Below are 16,900 nucleotides of genomic sequence, written 5' to 3'. Positions count from 1 at the left end.
ACGTTTTTTTTGTGTAAATATGTTATCGGTATTACAACTAACTGGAAGCAATAACAGCCCTGTTAAAAGATTTGCTCCTCCAATAATACCGGCACAACTGTAAGATAGCCAACAGTGCCAATACCACCAGCATCGCTAATCCTGCACTGTATGGGCGTCCTCCTTTTACAGTAGCCACCTGCATCACTAACCCCACCAACGATAGGCCCAGTCCTCCTCCCAGCGCATTGGCCGTACCATTTACGCCGGAAGCCAGGCCCTGTTGCTGCTCCGGAACAGCATGCACCGCCAGTATAGTAACGCAGGGAAAGGTAATAGACATCCCCAGCGAATTAATACTCAATACCGCACACAAAATAAACAGCAGCGGGGAATTAGTAAAATAGCTCAGTATAAAAAAGAGGATGCCGCATAACATACAGCTATTACCAATAATACCTGTTTTTATCACGCCAAACCTTGCAAACAAGTGTGGTAATACAAATTTGGAGATGATCCCCGATAAAATACTGAAAGGAAATAATATCAATCCTGCCTGAGAGGAACTGAAATGCAATACCTGTTGCAGATATAAAGTAAGCAGGAAAATATAACTAAGGAAAACGCTGCCAAGCAGCATGGCGCCCATGTTTCCGGTGATCACTCCATCTAAACGGAACAAACGGAAGTCTACTAACGGCGCAGTATGCACGCGTTCCCGCCGGATAAAAAAAACACCGGTGACCAGGAAAACAAATAACAGTAATAAAAAGCTCGTATAGTCCTTCCCGATATTACCCAGGTCATGTATCAGCCAGGCAGCTAATATCATTAATACAGTGATCAGCACTGCACTCAACAAATTATTTACCCGCTTTGTAGTGCCCTTTTCATCTGCAGGAATAAATTTCAACGCCAATAAAATAGCTGCACCAATCACCGGCACATTGATAAAAAAAACCCACTGCCAGCCCAGATAATTACTGATTAATCCACCAATAGCCAGACCGGTAGCAAAACCAATTCCTGCCATGGCGCCAAATATACCAAGCGCATGGTTTCTTGCGGGAGCCTCCGTAAAAGTATTAGTGATGATCGCCATGGCAGCAGGAATCGCCAACGCTACACCTGCCCCCTGCAATCCTCTGCAAACCAGCAACCAGGTAAAGGAAGGTGAAAAACCTGCTGCCAGGGAGGCCAAAACAAACAGAAAGGCACCGGTAATAAAGATCTTCTTTCTGCCACGGGTATCCGCCAGACGTCCACCCAATAATACCAGTCCGGCATACAACAATACATATACGGTTTGTACCCATTGAATGGCAGCAGGCCCGAAATGAAAGTGCAGCTCCATCTGCGGGATAGCCATGTTGAGCACAGATACATCCAGTGCTTCAAAAAATATAGCCATGCAGGCTACTGTTAAAATTATACTTTTCTTTTTCACGCCACAAACCTATAAAATAGGTACACAAGTAGTTTATTTTTAATAATTTTGGAATAATTATCTAAATAAATCTATTTAAAAAGATAATTATCCTAAATACAAAGAGAGATGGTGAATAAAAAAGAAAATACTGCTGCGGATGTGCAACTTACCCTCGATGAAAAAGATATGGGTATCCTGAAATTATTACAAAAAGATGCTAAAATGACCATCCGCGAGATCGCTGGTCAGCTGAACCTCAGCACCACACCGGTATATGAGCGCATACGTAAAATGGAACAGGCAGGCGTGATCAAACAATATGCTGCCATTGTAGACCCCCGGAAAATAAATAAAAGCCTGACAGTACTGTGTTACATTACCCTGAAAGAACACAATAAAAAATGTGGTAAGAAATTTATACAGGAAATTTTGAGCTTTACAGAAGTAACAGAATGCCTGAATATTTCCGGAGAATTCGACTTTATGATTAAGGTACAGGTAAAAGATATGGACGAGTACCGTGAATTTTATGTCAACAAATTAGGTGAGCTGGATAATTTAAGTCACACACAAAGTATATTTGTAATTTCCGTTATTAAAGCCACGCACCAGGTGGTATATTAGTATTGTTGCATAATTTATCTCTAAACCTACAAACAACCTATGTTCAGACTATACACATTGTTGTGTGCAGTATGCTGTTCTCTTTCGTATTTGCGTACAGAAGCGCAATCCAAATTATATTCACATACCATAGGTGCCGGCTTATACACTGCCAGCAATCATTTAGGCGGAGGCATTGTATATTCACCCAGCATAAATTTCCTGGTCATCTCTCCAGGATCCACCTTTTCCATTGGTACGCACATTGGTCTGGGTACCAATATCAACGCTAACTATAACAGCAGTACAGGTGGTAATTCCACCAGCATTTTTATGGCAGATGTACCATTGATAGTAGCCTGGAATTTTGGGAATGCAGCTACCAGTAAAGCCTATACGAAATGGGGGGTTTATGCAGGAGCAGGTTATGGATTCCATAATGCTACCCGTAGCGTGGAATACTTCGATGACGAAGAAGTTACTACCAACCAGGTGCATGTTTCCGGTATCGTCATGGATACCGGCGTACGCTTCCCAATAGCAAATAGTTCATGGGGAGCCCGTTTCTCCTACATGCTCAATAACAATCAATATAATCCTGATATCACCGGCATTGGCAGTATAGGTATCGAATATAACATTGGTGTAAAAATCCACCGGTCAAGATAACTGTCCGCAAATAAAATACTTTAATTTTGGTAGTATGCTGCTCAAATTTCCAAAAGATCAGGATGGCCAGCAAATCCTGAAAGCCGGAACCATACGACACCTCCCGGTATGGCGGACGATAGGATAGCCACCCGCAACTTCATCACGGAAATATTACATCCGGCCACTGGTCTATACGTGAAATCACTACTGTCGGCTGATAAATAATTGTTTGCCGAATTATGCTTATTTTAAGCGTATGAATCGCAAACATTTCCTGTCTGCTCTTGTCACTACCGGTATTGGGTTACCCGCACTGCAAACACTTGCCGCCATTGGCTTACCAACCGATTCCCATGAAAAGGAACCGCTTGTTCCGCCTTACCTGAAGCCAGGAGATATAATTGGTATTACCTGCCCTGCCGGATATATTAAGAGAGATGAAATACAGGCAGCCATCCGGATAATGGAAAGCTGGGGATTTAATATTCGTATAGGCAAGACCGTGGGCGCACGTGATTACAGCTTCGGTGGCACGGATACAGAAAGATTGCAGGACCTTCAGACCATGCTGAATGATAATGATATCAAAGCCATTATGTGCGGCCGCGGTGGCTATGGTACTGCGCGCATAGTCGATAAACTCGACTTCAAAAAGTTTCAGCAAAAACCAAAATGGGTGATCGGTTTCAGCGATGCTACTGTACTGCATTGCCACATCAGCCGGCACTTTGGCATTGCTTCCCTGCATTCAAAAATGTGCAACAGTTTCCCGGATGATTTCAGTAAAGCTGAACCGGTAGTGCAGGATACGATCATGTCTATTTACCAGGCCTTAACCGGTAAGAAGATGCAATACAGCGCGGCACCGGATAATAAAAACCGCAAAGGCAATGCCCGTGGCGTATTAACAGGCGGCAATCTGTCTATCATTCAAAGTTTATCGGCCACCGATTCAGAAATAGATACCAATGGTAAAATACTGTTCCTGGAAGAAGTAGGTGAATATCCGTATAGCCTTGACCGTATGTTAGGTACATTAGCACGCTCCCATAAACTGGATAACCTCGCAGGCCTTATCATTGGCGGTTTTAACAGGATTAAACCCGATGACCCCGGCGAAGAATTCGGCAAAACGGTGTATGATATGGTACTGGAAAAAGTAAAAGATTTTAGCTATCCTGTTTGTTTCAACTTTCCGGTAGGACACCAGAAAAATAACTACGCCCTCAAATGCGGTATGATGCATAGTTTGAGCGTATCCGACGACAAAGTAACCCTGAAAGAATAATTACTTTACCAGGAAGGTGATAATGAACAACCCGGCCAGCACATACATGATAGGGCTGATGCTTTTGTACTGTCCTGTCAATACTTTCAGCAACACATAAGACAACATACCAAATACAATACCTTCTGCTATACTATAGCTGTAAGGCATCATCACAATAGCCAGAAAAGCAGGGATAGCTTCTGTTACATCATTAAAATCTATTTTGGTAACAGATCCCATCATAAGCATACCCACTATGATCAAAGCCGGTGCGGTGGCGGCTTGTGGAATCATGGCAAACACGGGTGCAAAAAACAGGGATAACAAAAACATGATGGCTACGGTAAGTGAAGTTAAACCGGTTTTTCCACCGGCAGCAATACCGCTGGCGCTTTCCACATAAGCTGTTACTACACTGGTACCTAGCAGCCCTGCTGCGGTAGTGCCCACCGCATCCGCCATCAATGCCTGTTTGGCGCGGGGCAAACGACCATTTTCATCCAGCAGACCTGCTTTGTTACACAAACCAATCAAGGTGCCCACCGTATCAAAAAGGTTTACCATCAACAGCGTGAATAAGATCACCACCATATCCAGTGTAAATATTTTATCAAATTGCAGTTTAAAGGCTATGGGCGCGAGTGATGGCGGTAAACTAACCAGGTGTCCGTGTTCGGGCATATGCGTAATCCCCAATGGAATGCCTATCACAGTAGCCGCGAGGATACCTATCAGCAATGCGGCGTTTACATTTCTATACATGAGCACTGCACTAACAATCAATCCTATCAATGCTATCAGCGGTCCTATACTGGTGATATCTCCCATTTTCAGGATCACCCCATCCAGCTTTCCCTCTCCTACATGCCGCATGCCGGTTTCAATAATACCCGCATTGGCCATGCCTATCAGGGCTATCAGCAGCCCTATACCTACGGAGATAGCGTGTTTCAGATTACCGGGAATACTATTGATAATAGCCTCCCGTATCCGGAACAACGACAAAAAAATAAAGATGATCCCTTCCAGGAAAACCGCAGTGAGCGCAAATTGCCAGCTGTAGCCCATAGACGACACAATGGTATAGGCAAAAAAAGCATTCAGTCCCATGCCCGGCGCCACACCAATAGGCAGCTTTGCATACAATGCCATCACCAGTGTACCAATCGCCGCAGCCAATGCAGTAGCGGTTATCAGGGCATTAAAGTCCATGCCGGTTTTGGACAGGATACTGGGATTCACTGCCAGTATATACGCCATGGTAGAGAAGGTGGTTAAACCTGCCAATACTTCTTTCTTAACAGTAGTCTTATGTTCAGAGAGCTGGAAAAATTTTGCGAGCATGCTGCAAAAATAAGCGATTCACCATTTATCATTTTAGCCTAATTTCATAAACATGCAACAACGTTCGGGTGGATGGAAGGTGGTTACCAAATGGCTGGGAGATAAAGAACTGAAGCCATTCAAATTCCAGGAAGATGCCTGGAAAGCTTATCAGCAGGGCAAATCAGGGATTGTAAACGCACCTACCGGTTTCGGAAAAACATTCTCCCTATTCCTGGGAGCAGTCATTGCGTGGATAGATGCACACCCTAAAGACTATACCCATAAAACAAAAAATGGCTTGCAGCTAATGTGGATAACCCCGCTGCGGGCATTGGCCAAAGACCTGGGAAGAGCGATGGAAGCTGCATTGCAGGAACTCCAGGTACCCTGGGAGATCGGCATCCGTAGTGGTGATACGCCCACGGCTACCCGCGCCGCACAAAAAAAGCAGATGCCGGAAGTACTGATCATTACGCCGGAAAGCCTGCACCTCCTGCTGGCACAAAAAGAATATCCTAAAATATTTACACACCTGCACACCGTGGTGGTAGACGAATGGCATGAGCTCATTGGCAGCAAACGTGGTGTAATGGTAGAACTGGGACTGAGCCGCCTCAAAGGTTTGCGCAAAGACAAGCTAAAAATATGGGGCATCTCTGCTACTATTGGCAACCTGGACGAAGCCCTGGAAGTGTTGCTGGGACCATATCACAACAATGGCATTATCATCCGGGCAAAACTGAAAAAAAATATTGCCCTTAAAAGTGTGATCCCGGATGAAATAGAAAAATACCCGTGGGCAGGCCATCTCGGTATCAAAATGTTGCCGCAGGCATTACCCGTTATCGATGAAAGCCAGACTACACTGATCTTTACAAACACCCGTTCACAATCTGAGCTCTGGTACCAGGCGCTCCTGCGTGAAGAGCCTATGCTGGCGGGCGCGCTGGCATTACACCACGGTTCTATAGATATGGAATTGCGTATCTGGGTGGAAGAAGCATTGCATAACGGTATTCTCAAAGCAGTGGTATGTACCGCAAGCCTGGATCTGGGTGTGGATTTCAGACCGGTAGACAGTGTAATACAAGTGGGCAGCCCCAAAGGTGTAGCGCGCTTTCTGCAACGTGCCGGTCGTAGCGGCCACCAGCCGGGAGCTGTGAGTAAAATATTCTTTTTGCCTACACATGCACTGGAACTGGTAGAAGCAGCTGCCCTGAAAGCAGCTATGGAGGAAGACCTGATCGAAAGCCGGATGCCTGTTTTATTAGCGTATGATGTATTGCTGCAATACCTGATGTCACTGGCAGTATCTGATGGCTTTCATGCACCGGAAATATGGGAAGAAGTACGTCATACCTTCTGCTACCAGCATATTACAGCAGATGACTGGCAGTGGATACTTTCTTTTTTAACCACCGGCGGCGATGCTTTGGCCAGTTACGATGAATTTAAAAAGCTGGAACGCGAAGGCGATTACTATAGCTGCAAAAGCCGTATGATGGCCATGCGCCATCGTTTACATATAGGCACTATTGTAAGTGATGCCATGTTGAAAGTAAAGTTTATGAGTGGTGGCTATATTGGCGTCATTGAAGAAAGTTTTATCTCCCGGCTGCAACCCGGTGATTTTTTTACACTCGCAGGTCGCAACCTGGAATATGTGCTGATAAAGGATATGACGATCCTGGTGCGCAAATCAAATTCCAAACGGTCTATTGTGCCCAGCTACCAGGGAGGCCGCATTCCGTTGTCATCTAACCTGGGCAAAATGTTGCGGCAAAAATTCAACGAAGCCTTGTCCCGTAATACCAAAGACCCGGAGCTGATAGCATTGCAGCCGCTGTTCAATCTGCAGGAGGAACTATCGCATATACCTAAAGATAATGAGCTATTAATCGAACAGATCGAAACAAAAGACGGCTATCATCTCTTCGTATATCCTTTCGAAGGCAGGCTGGTACATGAGGTGATGGCAGCGCTGCTGGCTTATCGTATCAGCCGCATCCAGCCCATTACATTTTCTATTGCCATGAATGATTATGGTTTTGAGTTGCTGTCTGATCAGCCTATTCCGCTTACCAATGAAAATGCGAAAGCGCTCTTCAGTACTGATAATCTGCTCATAGAGTTACAAACCAGTGTCAATGCCACGGAAATGGCCCGTCGTAAGTTCCGCGATATTGCGGTGATAGCTGGCCTTATCTTTCAGGGGTATCCCGGTAAACATAAGGCCAACCGGCATTTACAGTCGTCCGCATCATTGCTGTTCAATGTCTTCAAAGATTACGACCCACAGAACCTGCTGCTGAAGCAGGCTTTCAACGAAGCCTTTTTTTACCAGATGGAAGAAGCCCGTTTACGCGAAACCCTGGAGCGCATAAAAGAGAGTAAAATTGTGATCACTTCTCCCCAAAAACTCACGCCATTCTGCTTTCCCATTAAGGTGGACAGTTTGCGTGATACCATGACCAGTGAAAAGCTGGAAGACCGGATCAAAAAATTGATCGCTGTGAACGGTTAAGAAATAATAATTTGCATCTCAATAAAACAAGTTGATTTAGTGGTTGGGGAAATATTTCACTTTCAGGAGCAGCATTGGCATTTATTGCCCCAGCGGGCAATTTTTTGGGAAGAAGAGAAGACATTGATCCTTTCAGATCTGCATCTGGGGAAGGCTGCTCATTTTCGCAAAGCGGGCATTGCAGTCCCGGCGGGCATCGTACAGGAAGATCTTTTCCGCCTGCAACAGCTGATCACACAGTTCTTGCCGGTGAGGATGATAATTGTGGGAGATATGTTCCATAGCAGGGAAAACAATGAAGTACAGTATTTCCGGTTGTGGCGTCAGCAATTCCCGCATATCATCATTGACCTGGTAATGGGAAATCATGATATTATGGCAGACGAAGTGTATGCGCAGCTACAGATCAATGTGCATCCCACGCTGACTATCCGGCATATTCATTTCATACACGAGCCTTGCGAAGAAAGTAACGGCTACCAATACACGTTTTCCGGTCATCTGCACCCGGCCTTTGTCATGGCTGGCGCTGCCAGGCAACGGCTACGTTTACCCTGCTTCTATTTTGGTCAGCATTGCGGCATTTTACCCGCTTTTGGACACTTTACCGGTCATGCCACCCTTGCCCCCGCAGCAACCGAACCCGTGTTTGTAATAGCCGGAAAATCGATTATACGGGTACAGTAGCAAAATCAGTTTTTAAGTAGATGACCATAGCGGATTAGTTTTATGAAGATTGCTTATCACGATATATACGCACATCCATTACCTGCCGACCATCGTTTCCCGATGCTCAAATACGAACTGATACCTGCACAGCTGCTACGGGAGGGCGTTATCACACCCGATCAGTTATTTACCCCTGTTCCTGCAGATGAAGGCACCATTCTGCTCACACATACCCTGGAATATTGGCAAAAGCTAAAAGACCAGACCTTGTCTGCCAAAGAGCAGCGACGCATAGGCTTCCCGCAATCACCGGCACTTACCTTACGGGAAATTGTAATTGCCCAGGGCTCTATAGATATAGCGCTGCATGCATTAGAGCATGGTATCGGCTTTAATGTGGCCGGTGGCACGCACCATGCATTTGCTGATCACGGAGAAGGCTTTTGTCTGCTGAACGACTTTGGCGTGGCTGCTAACTACCTGTTGCAGCAAAAGCGGGTAAAACAGGTCCTGGTAATTGATCTGGATGTACATCAGGGCAATGGCACCGCTGCCCTCTTTGCAGATAACGCGCACGTATACACGTTCAGTATGCATGGCGCGCATAACTATCCTTTCCATAAGGAAACCTCAGACTGGGACATCCCCCTTCCGGATGGCATGAACACAGGGGCTTACCTGCAATTACTGGAAGAGGCGCTACCACAGCTGATTAACCGGGTAAAGCCTGATATTGTATTTTATCTCTCCGGGGTGGATATCCTGGAAACCGACAAATTTGGAAAGCTGAAAGTAACAGCGGCAGGCTGCCAGCAGCGGGATGAACTGGTTTTTCATGCGCTGAAGAAACATCAAATACCATGCGCAGTGGCCATGGGTGGCGGTTATTCCACCCATATCCGGGATATTGTGAATGCACATTGCAACACCTTTAAGGCGGGCATCAGTATTTATGGATAATCGTCTCTTCCTCTTCTAATCCCTGAATAATCTTGCCATCTCTCATCACCAGTTGCCTGTCGCTCAGCGGGGCCAGTTCTTCGTTATGGGTAACTATGATAAAGGTTTGCTGCAATTTATCCCTGAGTTCTATGAACAGGTTATGCAGTTCACGGGCATTTTTTGAATCGAGGTTACCGGTAGGTTCATCCGCCATTACCACATCAGGATTGTTAATCAGCGCGCGGGCAACGGCTACTCTTTGCTGCTCTCCGCCAGAGAGTGCGTTAGGTTTATGTTCCAGGCGGTTTTTCAGTCCCAGTGTTTCCAGGAGGAAAACCGCTTTCTCTTTTACCTGTGATTTTTTGCTGCCGGCAATATAACCGGGAATGCATACGTTTTCGAGTGCAGTGAATTCCGGTAAGAGGTGGTGGAACTGAAAAATGAAGCCAATATGACGGTTCCGGAAATCGGCCAGGGCATTGCCCCTTAAATCCGTCAGATTGACATTATTAAGCCAAACTTCGCCAGTAGTGGGCGTATCCAGCGTTCCCAGGATGTGTAACAGGGTGCTTTTGCCGGCTCCTGACGATCCTACGATGGTTACAATTTCGCCCTTACTGACAGTAATGTCCACCCCTTTTAAAATGGGTAAATTGGAATAATTTTTGGTAACATTGCGAGCGGTTAGCATAACCCAAAGAAAAGTAATTAACCGATAAAATAGTAAAAGTTGTTTATTTCAAATTAAATAATACTTTTGCGGAAAATTAAAAAGTAAAAATTTTAATAAGATGTACTGGACATTAGAATTAGCTTCATACCTGGAGGACGCTCCATGGCCAGCTACTAAAGACGAACTTATCGACTACGCCATTCGTTCCGGTGCACCGATAGAAGTAATCGAGAACCTTCAGGAGCTGGAGGATGAGGGAGAAATTTATGAGGGGATTGAAGATATCTGGTCTGATTATCCGTCGCAGGACGACTTCTTCTTTAATGAGGATGAGTATTAGACACAGCATTCGCTGACCGGACTCCCATCCATACTATGACAAATAACATTTAAGCCGCTCCTGAAAAGGAAGCGGCTTTTTATTTTGTCATTTTTTTAATGCAGCTATTTAGTTCCGGGGCAGCTATGCTACTGAAACTAAATAGCCGGATACAAAAAATTATTTTTCCATTTGATCAATTACCGGTTTGGATACACCGGTAAAGGAGAAACCACCATCGTGGAACAGGTTCTGCATAGTCACCATTTTGGTGAGGTCAGAGAACATAGCCACCGCATAGTTAGCACACTCGTCTGCTGTAGCATTACCCAGCGGACTCATTGCTTCTGCATAAGCCACAAAGCCGTCAAAACCTTTTACACCACTACCTGCAGTTGTTTTTACCGGTGACTGGGAAATAGTGTTTACACGTACTTTCTTGTGTGTACCATAGTGGTAACCGAAGCTGCGGGAAATAGATTCCAGCAACGCTTTGGCATCCGCCATTTCGCCATAGTCAGGGAATACCCGCTGTGACGCGATATAGGACAATGCAATTACAGATGCCCACTCGTTCAGTGCATCCAGCTTGTAAGCAGTTTGCAGCACGCGGTGCAGTGACATCGCAGAGATATCAAATGTTTTATGATTAAAATCGTAATCCAGGTCGGTATAGCTTCTGCCCTTACGGATGTTCATACCCATTGCCACAGAGTGCAGCACGAAGTCGATCTTACCACCAAAATGCTCCATGGATTTGTTAAACAGGTTGGCCAGATCATCCATATTGGTAACATCAGCTGGAATTACAGGTGCTTTGCAGGTTTCCGCCAGTTTGTTGATCTCACCCATACGCAGGGCAATAGGGGCATTGGTAAGCACAATTTCAGCGCCTTCTTCCACACAACGCAGTGCAGTTCTCCATGCAATAGACTTTTCATCCAGCGCACCGAAGATGATACCTTTCTTCCCTTTTAATAAGTTATGAGCCATTTGGTCAAAAATTAATTTCGGCAAAAATAGTCGTTATAGTTGAAAAAAAAAGCTGTTAGGCATCAGCTGTTAGCTATTAGCCCCTTTTCTTTAGTGTTATACCTGGAATGATAGCATTAAAAATGCCAGCAGCTAAATACTAACAGCCAACATTTCGCGTGCATTCTCCAGCGCAGCAGCTGTGGGCTTTTCACCACTCAACATTTGCGCAATCTTATTTACGCGTTCTTCTTTCGATAACAAACGTACGCTGGTCGTCACTTTGTCTGCTTTTGCATCTTTATATACAAAGTAATGTGCATCTGCTTTTCCGGCTATCTGTGGTTGATGTGTGATACAAATGATCTGATGCGCCTTTGCCAGATCTTTCAGAATAACGCCCACCTGACGGGCAGCTTCCCCTGAAATACCGGTATCTATCTCATCAAAAATGAGGGTAGGTAATGCTACGGACTGTGCTACCAGCGACTTAATACATAACATTAAACGGCTTAATTCACCTCCTGATGCTACTTTGCCTACCGGTGCAAACTGGTTACTCTTATTGGCATCAAATAAAAATTCTATGGTATCCTGTCCAAACGGATTCAGTTCCCCCACAGCAATATCTGCTTTCAGGCGCGCATTGGGCATACCCACTTGCGCGAGCAGTGTATTAACATTCTTTTCAAACGGGGCTGCCTGTTCCTGGCGCTGAGCCGTAATAATGGTGGCAGCTTTCAGCAGGGTATCATGCAATTGTGCCTGTTCCCGCTCCATGGTGGCCAGTTGTTCATCCAGATTCAGCACGTTATCTACCTTCCTGGTCAGTTCTTCTTTTATTCTTAATAAGTCATCAGTGGTTTGCACCGCATGTTTTTTGAAGAGGCGGTACCCCAGCGTCATGCGTTCATTCACCAGCTCAATGCGCTGTGCATCGTACTGTACCTGGTCGTTAATACTTTCCACTTCTCCTGCAATGTCCTGCAGTTCCAGGTAGGATGATAACAAACGTGCTGAAACACCCGGCATATCCTTGTGGAAGGCTGCCAGGGATTGCAGAGAGGTATGCAATTGTTTGATCTGCTGTAAAACAGGCTGCTCATCTTCTTTCAGCTGGAAATATACCCGGTTCAGTGTATTCTTAATTTCTTCTGCATGACTCAGGGTTTGCAGTTCACTTTCCAGGTCTTCTATTTCATTAGGGCTGAAATTCGCTTCTGACAGCTCATCCAGCAAAAAGCGGTTATAATCCAGCTCCTTGTTGGCACTGTCGCGATTATCAAAAAGCTGTTTGTATTTTCTTTGCACCTGCACATATTGCAGGAAGATGTGATGGTATTGTTGCAGTTCAACCGGTTTATTTACCAGTGCATCTATTACTTCGCGCTGGAAATCCGAATTGCCCAGATCCAGCGTATCAAACTGCTGGTGAAGGTCTACGAGATAGCTACTTAGTTCCGATAACTGGGAAATATTTACAGGCGTATCATTTACAAAGGCCCTGGATTTACCGGCTGCACTGATCTCCCTGCGGATGATCAGCTGGTCTTCCAGGTCCAGTTCATGCTGCTGGAAAAAAGCAGCTACCTGGGATCTCTTTACTTTAAAGAGTCCTTCAATAATGCACTTACCAGTTTTATCGAACAGCACTCCCGGATCCGCTCTTTCTCCCAGTATCAGGGAAAGTGCACCCAGCAGTATAGATTTACCGGCACCTGTTTCACCGGTGATCACATTCAGATTACCTGAGAAATCCACTTCCAGGTGTTCGATAATTGCGTAATTCTTGATCGTTAGTCGCTGTAACATAAGTAAGGAAATTCCTTTATGATGTTGAAAGCACAATTTTTTAATTACTATCCTTCTCTCAGGTCCCGTTTACGCGCTGAATACCTGCTTTAGCGCGCTGGTCCAGGGAGTTCTTATAATCATGCCCTTTCATGTTCAGACATTGCTGATAACATTCAATGGCTTTGGCTTTTTCATTTCGCTTTTCATAAATGTAACCCATTTGAAGGGAAGCTCTGGCTGCATAATATTCCGGCCTGTTGCTACCCACTTTAATAGTTACTTCATACATGGCAATGGCCTGATCATACTGTCCGCTCTCATCATAGATCCGGCCTAAACGATAGGCATATTCCAGCTTATCTTCCATGGCTGCAAAGTCGGATGCTTTTTTTGTCAGCAGCATGCTGAGTGCTTTATTGAAATAGCCGCCATCACTCAGCAACCGTACCCGTAGTAATAACGGATTAGGCCACCTGCCGTTTTTAGCCTCTTTTAATGCCTGCTTATCAGCATCTGTTTCAGTACCACCTTTGGTCAGAATCATCTGCCGGTATTTATCAGCTGCAGCCTGATTTCCTTCCAGATAATAAAACCAGCTCAATCGCTGCAAACATTCCTTCACATAAAACTTGCCTTTGAAATTATTCACAAACCGCTCCAGGTATATATGTGCATCACTGTCCAGGTGCGTTAATTTCAATAGCCCCACTACATAATTGTAATACTGGATATCGGCATATTCTGCAGTATCATTCCTTTCCTGCAATACTTTCAATCCCACGGCTGCTTTCTGATTATTCAGAGACAGATTAGCCACCATTAAGGCAAAAAGATAATTATTCTTAGTATCCAGCTGCTTCCGGTGTAAAAAATCCCAGGTATCTTCCGGTTTATTTACAATGAAAAGCATCAGGTAACAGTAATAGTAATAGGATTCCTCTTTAAATAACTTAGCCTCCGGTGCATTGCTGTCTATGAACTTATTCACATTGGCCATCCCCTGCTTGATGCTGCCTTTGAGCCCCAAAATATTGGTGATCCATTTATATCCTTCCGGAATGGTTCCAAAAACTGTTTGCATGGCGCCCATTAACAGGTTGTTGGGAACAAAGTCCGGAAACCGTTGCTGGTTATCTTTCAGCATCATATATGCTTTGCGGATTTCCCAGGTAGCGTCCCATTTCTCGTCGAACTTTATTTTTATCATCGCCCACTGAAACTTAATAGCTGCCTGTGTATACAGGTAGTAAGGAGAATCCGGAGATCCTTCTTCCATCTTATTCAACCTGAAAGCCCGCAAACTTCTTTTACGGGAATATTCTGCCGGATCTTCATTAAAAAAGAGCGGAAAAAAATCCGCATAATTATCAAGAAAATAAGGCGCCAGGTTATCCGGGTGCTCTTTCTTTTCTGCTTCCAGCAAGGCCTTCCCGGTGTTCAACCGCAGCTGCATAATGGCATTATATGCCTGCTCACAGCGGGTGTTAAAATCAAATACTTTTTGTCTCGCACTCACATTCAGTCCAACACTCAGCAAAAACAACAAAGAAAAAATAATACGCATACGGGCAAAAATTCCTGAAATTAAAGGCCAAATCTCACATATCATCTCACAAATCCCAAATAACAATTCATAACTTTTAAGGTTGCATGCCCATCCAATTCCCTGCCACAAAATAACAGCACTACTACGCAAACAACCTGCGTATAGGTATCGGAGGCAAAGCTAATATAATTAGTAAAACAAAACTAAATAAATTAGTATATTTTTATACGAACATGCATAAACGAAAAAAGGGCATCCCAAGATGCCCTTTTCCAATTTCATATAACTGATTTGTTAGGATCAGATAGTAATCGTTGCTTCCAGATCATTATCCACCAGGATACGACCACAGTGTTCGCAAACGATAATCTTTTTGTGCTGACGGATTTCCGCCTGACGTTGAGGAGGAATTGCGTTATAGCAACCACCGCATGAATCACGCTCTACTGTTACTACGGCCAGACCGTTACGGTAGTTCTTACGGATTTTCTCGTAAGCCTGCAGTAAACGCGGGTCTACTTTAGTACGGGCTTCTTCACTTTCTTTACGGAAAGCTTTCTCTTCTTTATCAGTTTCGCCAATGATCTTTTCCAGTTCACCTTTCTTGTGCTTCAGGTTGGATTCTTTATCAGCTACTGCTTTCTTAGCTACTTCAAGGACACGGCTCTTCTCTTTTATTTCTTCATTTGCATCCTTGATATGCTTTTCAGCCAGCTTGATTTCCAAAGCCTGCATCTCCATTTCCTTGGTGATCGCTTCAAACTCACGGTTGTTCTTTACGTTATCCTGCTGCTTCTCGTACTTCTTGATCAGTGCTTCTGCCTCTTTGATAGCATTTTTCTTGCTGGCAACGAAGTCCTGGATACCTTTCATCTCATTTTCAATGTGAGACTGACGGGTATTCAATCCTTCTATCTCGTCTTCCAGGTCTTTTACCTCCATCGGCAACTCCCCTTTCAGCACCTGGATCCCATCCAGCTTGGAATCAATCTTCTGTAATCTGAGTACAGACGCTAATTTTTCTTCAACGGAGTATTCTTTTACGGTTGCCATGTATTATAAATAATTTACCGGGTTTGTTTTAATCGTAGATTTAAGAGGCGCAAAATTACGGAATTTTTCAGTCAATATATGATAAAATAATTCCACTGTAAACTGCTCGCTCTCAAAATGTCCAATATCTGCTATAATCAATTGATTATCAGCATCAAAAAATTCATGATATTTAAAATCTGATGATATGTAGACATCTGCTCCGGCACTTATCGCCTTCTTTAACAGAAAACTACCTGCTCCTCCACACAACGCTACCTTTTTTACCCGCCGCCCTCTCAACGGGGTATATTTCACACAACCTGTCTGAAATTGCTGCTTCACATATTGCAAAAATTTCATTTCATCCATGGCTTCCGGCAAGGTACCTATTAATCCTGAACCTACATCCTGGTAAGCATTCTCTAAGCTGATCACATCATAAGCAACCTCCTCATAAGGATGACTGCTCCAGAGCGCCTCTATAATTTTGCCTTCCAAATATACCGGAAAAATTACTTCCAACTTTATTTCTGCCTCAAAATGTCTTTCTCCAACTGTTCCAACATGCGGAACAGCTCCTTCCCCGCCCTTGAAACTCCCCTGCCCGGGCCCGTTAAAGCTAACTTCACTATAGTTGCCAATATGCCCGGCACCAACAGCAAACAAGGCTGCCCGTACCGCTTCAATATCAGCCTCCGGTACAAATGTGTATAACTTTTTCAATAATCCCCGCTTAGGCTGCAGCACCTGGCAATTTTCCAACCCCAGCTTACCGGCCATTTGCTTACAAACACCATTTCGCACATTATCCAGGTTGGTATGCGCAGCATATACCGCGATATCATGCTTAATAGCTTTAATGGCCACCCGCTCTACATAATTGTTCCCATTAATTTTTTTAAGCCCTCCAAAAACTATTGGATGGTGGGCAATCACCAGGTTACACCCACGCGCAATAGCTTCGTCTATCACCTCCTCCGTTGCATCCAGTGTAAGCAGCGCATTGGTCACCTCCTGATCAGCACGACCAAAAATAAGCCCCGCATTGTCGTAGCTCTCCTGGTACTGCAAAGGAGCAAACTGCTCAATGGCCTGTATGATCTCTTTTACTTTCATATCTACAAAAATTAATGGTTCAATCCTGTCAACACCTAAATTTGCAAAAAAA

General features: G+C 44.5%; 15 protein-coding genes. 7 read left to right on the top strand and 8 right to left on the bottom strand.

The window, feature by feature from the left end:
* Nucleotides 1-37 precede the first annotated feature (37 nt).
* Nucleotides 38-1,390: an MFS transporter gene (locus CLV51_RS07730; protein WP_106527387.1), complete on the bottom strand. Its 1,353-nt coding sequence runs from the start codon at nt 1,388-1,390 to the stop codon at nt 38-40.
* A gap of 144 nt (nt 1,391-1,534) precedes the next feature.
* Between CLV51_RS07730 and CLV51_RS07725 the strand changes: the two genes are divergently transcribed.
* The 3 genes from CLV51_RS07725 to CLV51_RS07715 all read left to right on the top strand — a co-directional run bounded on the left by CLV51_RS07725 (nt 1,535) and on the right by CLV51_RS07715 (nt 3,950).
* Nucleotides 1,535-2,032: an Lrp/AsnC family transcriptional regulator gene (locus CLV51_RS07725; protein WP_106527386.1), complete on the top strand. Its 498-nt coding sequence runs from the start codon at nt 1,535-1,537 to the stop codon at nt 2,030-2,032.
* 39 nt (nt 2,033-2,071) lie between these two features.
* Nucleotides 2,072-2,680 (top strand): hypothetical protein, encoded by a 609-nt coding sequence (locus CLV51_RS07720; RefSeq protein WP_146151245.1) that lies wholly within the window; start codon nt 2,072-2,074, stop codon nt 2,678-2,680.
* A 238-nt stretch (nt 2,681-2,918) separates the two neighbouring features.
* Complete coding sequence (locus tag CLV51_RS07715; protein WP_106527384.1) at nt 2,919-3,950, top strand: S66 peptidase family protein; 1,032 nt, start codon at nt 2,919-2,921, stop codon at nt 3,948-3,950.
* On the opposite strand, the gene CLV51_RS07710 is transcribed toward CLV51_RS07715, so the two are convergent.
* Nucleotides 3,951-5,276 (bottom strand): NCS2 family permease, encoded by a 1,326-nt coding sequence (locus CLV51_RS07710; protein WP_106527383.1) that lies wholly within the window; start codon nt 5,274-5,276, stop codon nt 3,951-3,953. It abuts the gene before it with no gap.
* A 52-nt stretch (nt 5,277-5,328) separates the two neighbouring features.
* Between CLV51_RS07710 and CLV51_RS07705 the strand changes: the two genes are divergently transcribed.
* The 3 genes from CLV51_RS07705 to CLV51_RS07695 are packed head-to-tail and all read left to right on the top strand — an operon-like array spanning nt 5,329 to nt 9,411.
* A complete protein-coding gene (locus CLV51_RS07705; protein WP_106527382.1) occupies nt 5,329-7,782 on the top strand; it encodes a ligase-associated DNA damage response DEXH box helicase in 2,454 nt (817 codons plus the stop codon).
* Between the two features lie 39 nt (nt 7,783-7,821).
* Complete coding sequence (gene pdeM / locus CLV51_RS07700; RefSeq protein WP_158266950.1) at nt 7,822-8,469, top strand: ligase-associated DNA damage response endonuclease PdeM; 648 nt, start codon at nt 7,822-7,824, stop codon at nt 8,467-8,469.
* A 42-nt stretch (nt 8,470-8,511) separates the two neighbouring features.
* On the top strand, nt 8,512-9,411 hold the full coding sequence (locus CLV51_RS07695; protein WP_106527380.1) for a histone deacetylase family protein: 900 nt from the start codon (nt 8,512-8,514) through the stop codon (nt 9,409-9,411).
* Here the strand turns inward: CLV51_RS07695 and CLV51_RS07690 are convergent.
* Nucleotides 9,395-10,084, bottom strand: a complete 690-nt coding sequence (locus CLV51_RS07690) for an ABC transporter ATP-binding protein (RefSeq protein WP_106527379.1) — start codon at nt 10,082-10,084, stop codon at nt 9,395-9,397. The genes CLV51_RS07695 and CLV51_RS07690 overlap by 17 nt on opposite strands.
* A 100-nt stretch (nt 10,085-10,184) precedes the next feature.
* Between CLV51_RS07690 and CLV51_RS07685 the strand changes: the two genes are divergently transcribed.
* Nucleotides 10,185-10,406 carry a DUF2795 domain-containing protein gene (locus tag CLV51_RS07685; protein ID WP_012794455.1) on the top strand — a complete coding sequence of 74 codons (222 nt, stop codon included), beginning with the start codon at nt 10,185-10,187 and terminating at the stop codon, nt 10,404-10,406.
* 159 nt (nt 10,407-10,565) lie between these two features.
* Here the strand turns inward: CLV51_RS07685 and CLV51_RS07680 are convergent, their stop codons facing one another.
* The 5 genes from CLV51_RS07680 to CLV51_RS07660 all read right to left on the bottom strand — a co-directional run bounded on the left by CLV51_RS07680 (nt 10,566) and on the right by CLV51_RS07660 (nt 16,848).
* Nucleotides 10,566-11,378, bottom strand: a complete 813-nt coding sequence (locus CLV51_RS07680; RefSeq protein ID WP_106527378.1) for an enoyl-ACP reductase FabI — start codon at nt 11,376-11,378, stop codon at nt 10,566-10,568.
* Nucleotides 11,379-11,510: 132 nt separating this feature from the next.
* Nucleotides 11,511-13,169 (bottom strand): DNA repair protein RecN, encoded by a 1,659-nt coding sequence (recN, locus tag CLV51_RS07675; RefSeq protein WP_106527377.1) that lies wholly within the window; start codon nt 13,167-13,169, stop codon nt 11,511-11,513.
* Between the two features lie 58 nt (nt 13,170-13,227).
* Nucleotides 13,228-14,715, bottom strand: coding sequence for a tetratricopeptide repeat protein (locus CLV51_RS07670; RefSeq protein WP_158266949.1), 1,488 nt, complete (start codon nt 14,713-14,715; stop codon nt 13,228-13,230).
* A gap of 282 nt (nt 14,716-14,997) precedes the next feature.
* Nucleotides 14,998-15,750, bottom strand: coding sequence for a zinc ribbon domain-containing protein (locus tag CLV51_RS07665; protein WP_106527375.1), 753 nt, complete (start codon nt 15,748-15,750; stop codon nt 14,998-15,000).
* Between the two features lie 3 nt (nt 15,751-15,753).
* Nucleotides 15,754-16,848 carry a Nif3-like dinuclear metal center hexameric protein gene (locus CLV51_RS07660; protein WP_106527374.1) on the bottom strand — a complete coding sequence of 365 codons (1,095 nt, stop codon included), beginning with the start codon at nt 16,846-16,848 and terminating at the stop codon, nt 15,754-15,756.
* Between the last annotated feature and the right edge of the window lie 52 nt (nt 16,849-16,900).

The organism is Chitinophaga niastensis (assembly GCF_003014755.1).
In the GTDB taxonomy this organism is placed as follows: domain Bacteria; phylum Bacteroidota; class Bacteroidia; order Chitinophagales; family Chitinophagaceae; genus Chitinophaga; species Chitinophaga niastensis.
Note: the sequence above shows the minus strand (reverse complement) of the source record. Positions and strands in the feature narration are given on the sequence as shown.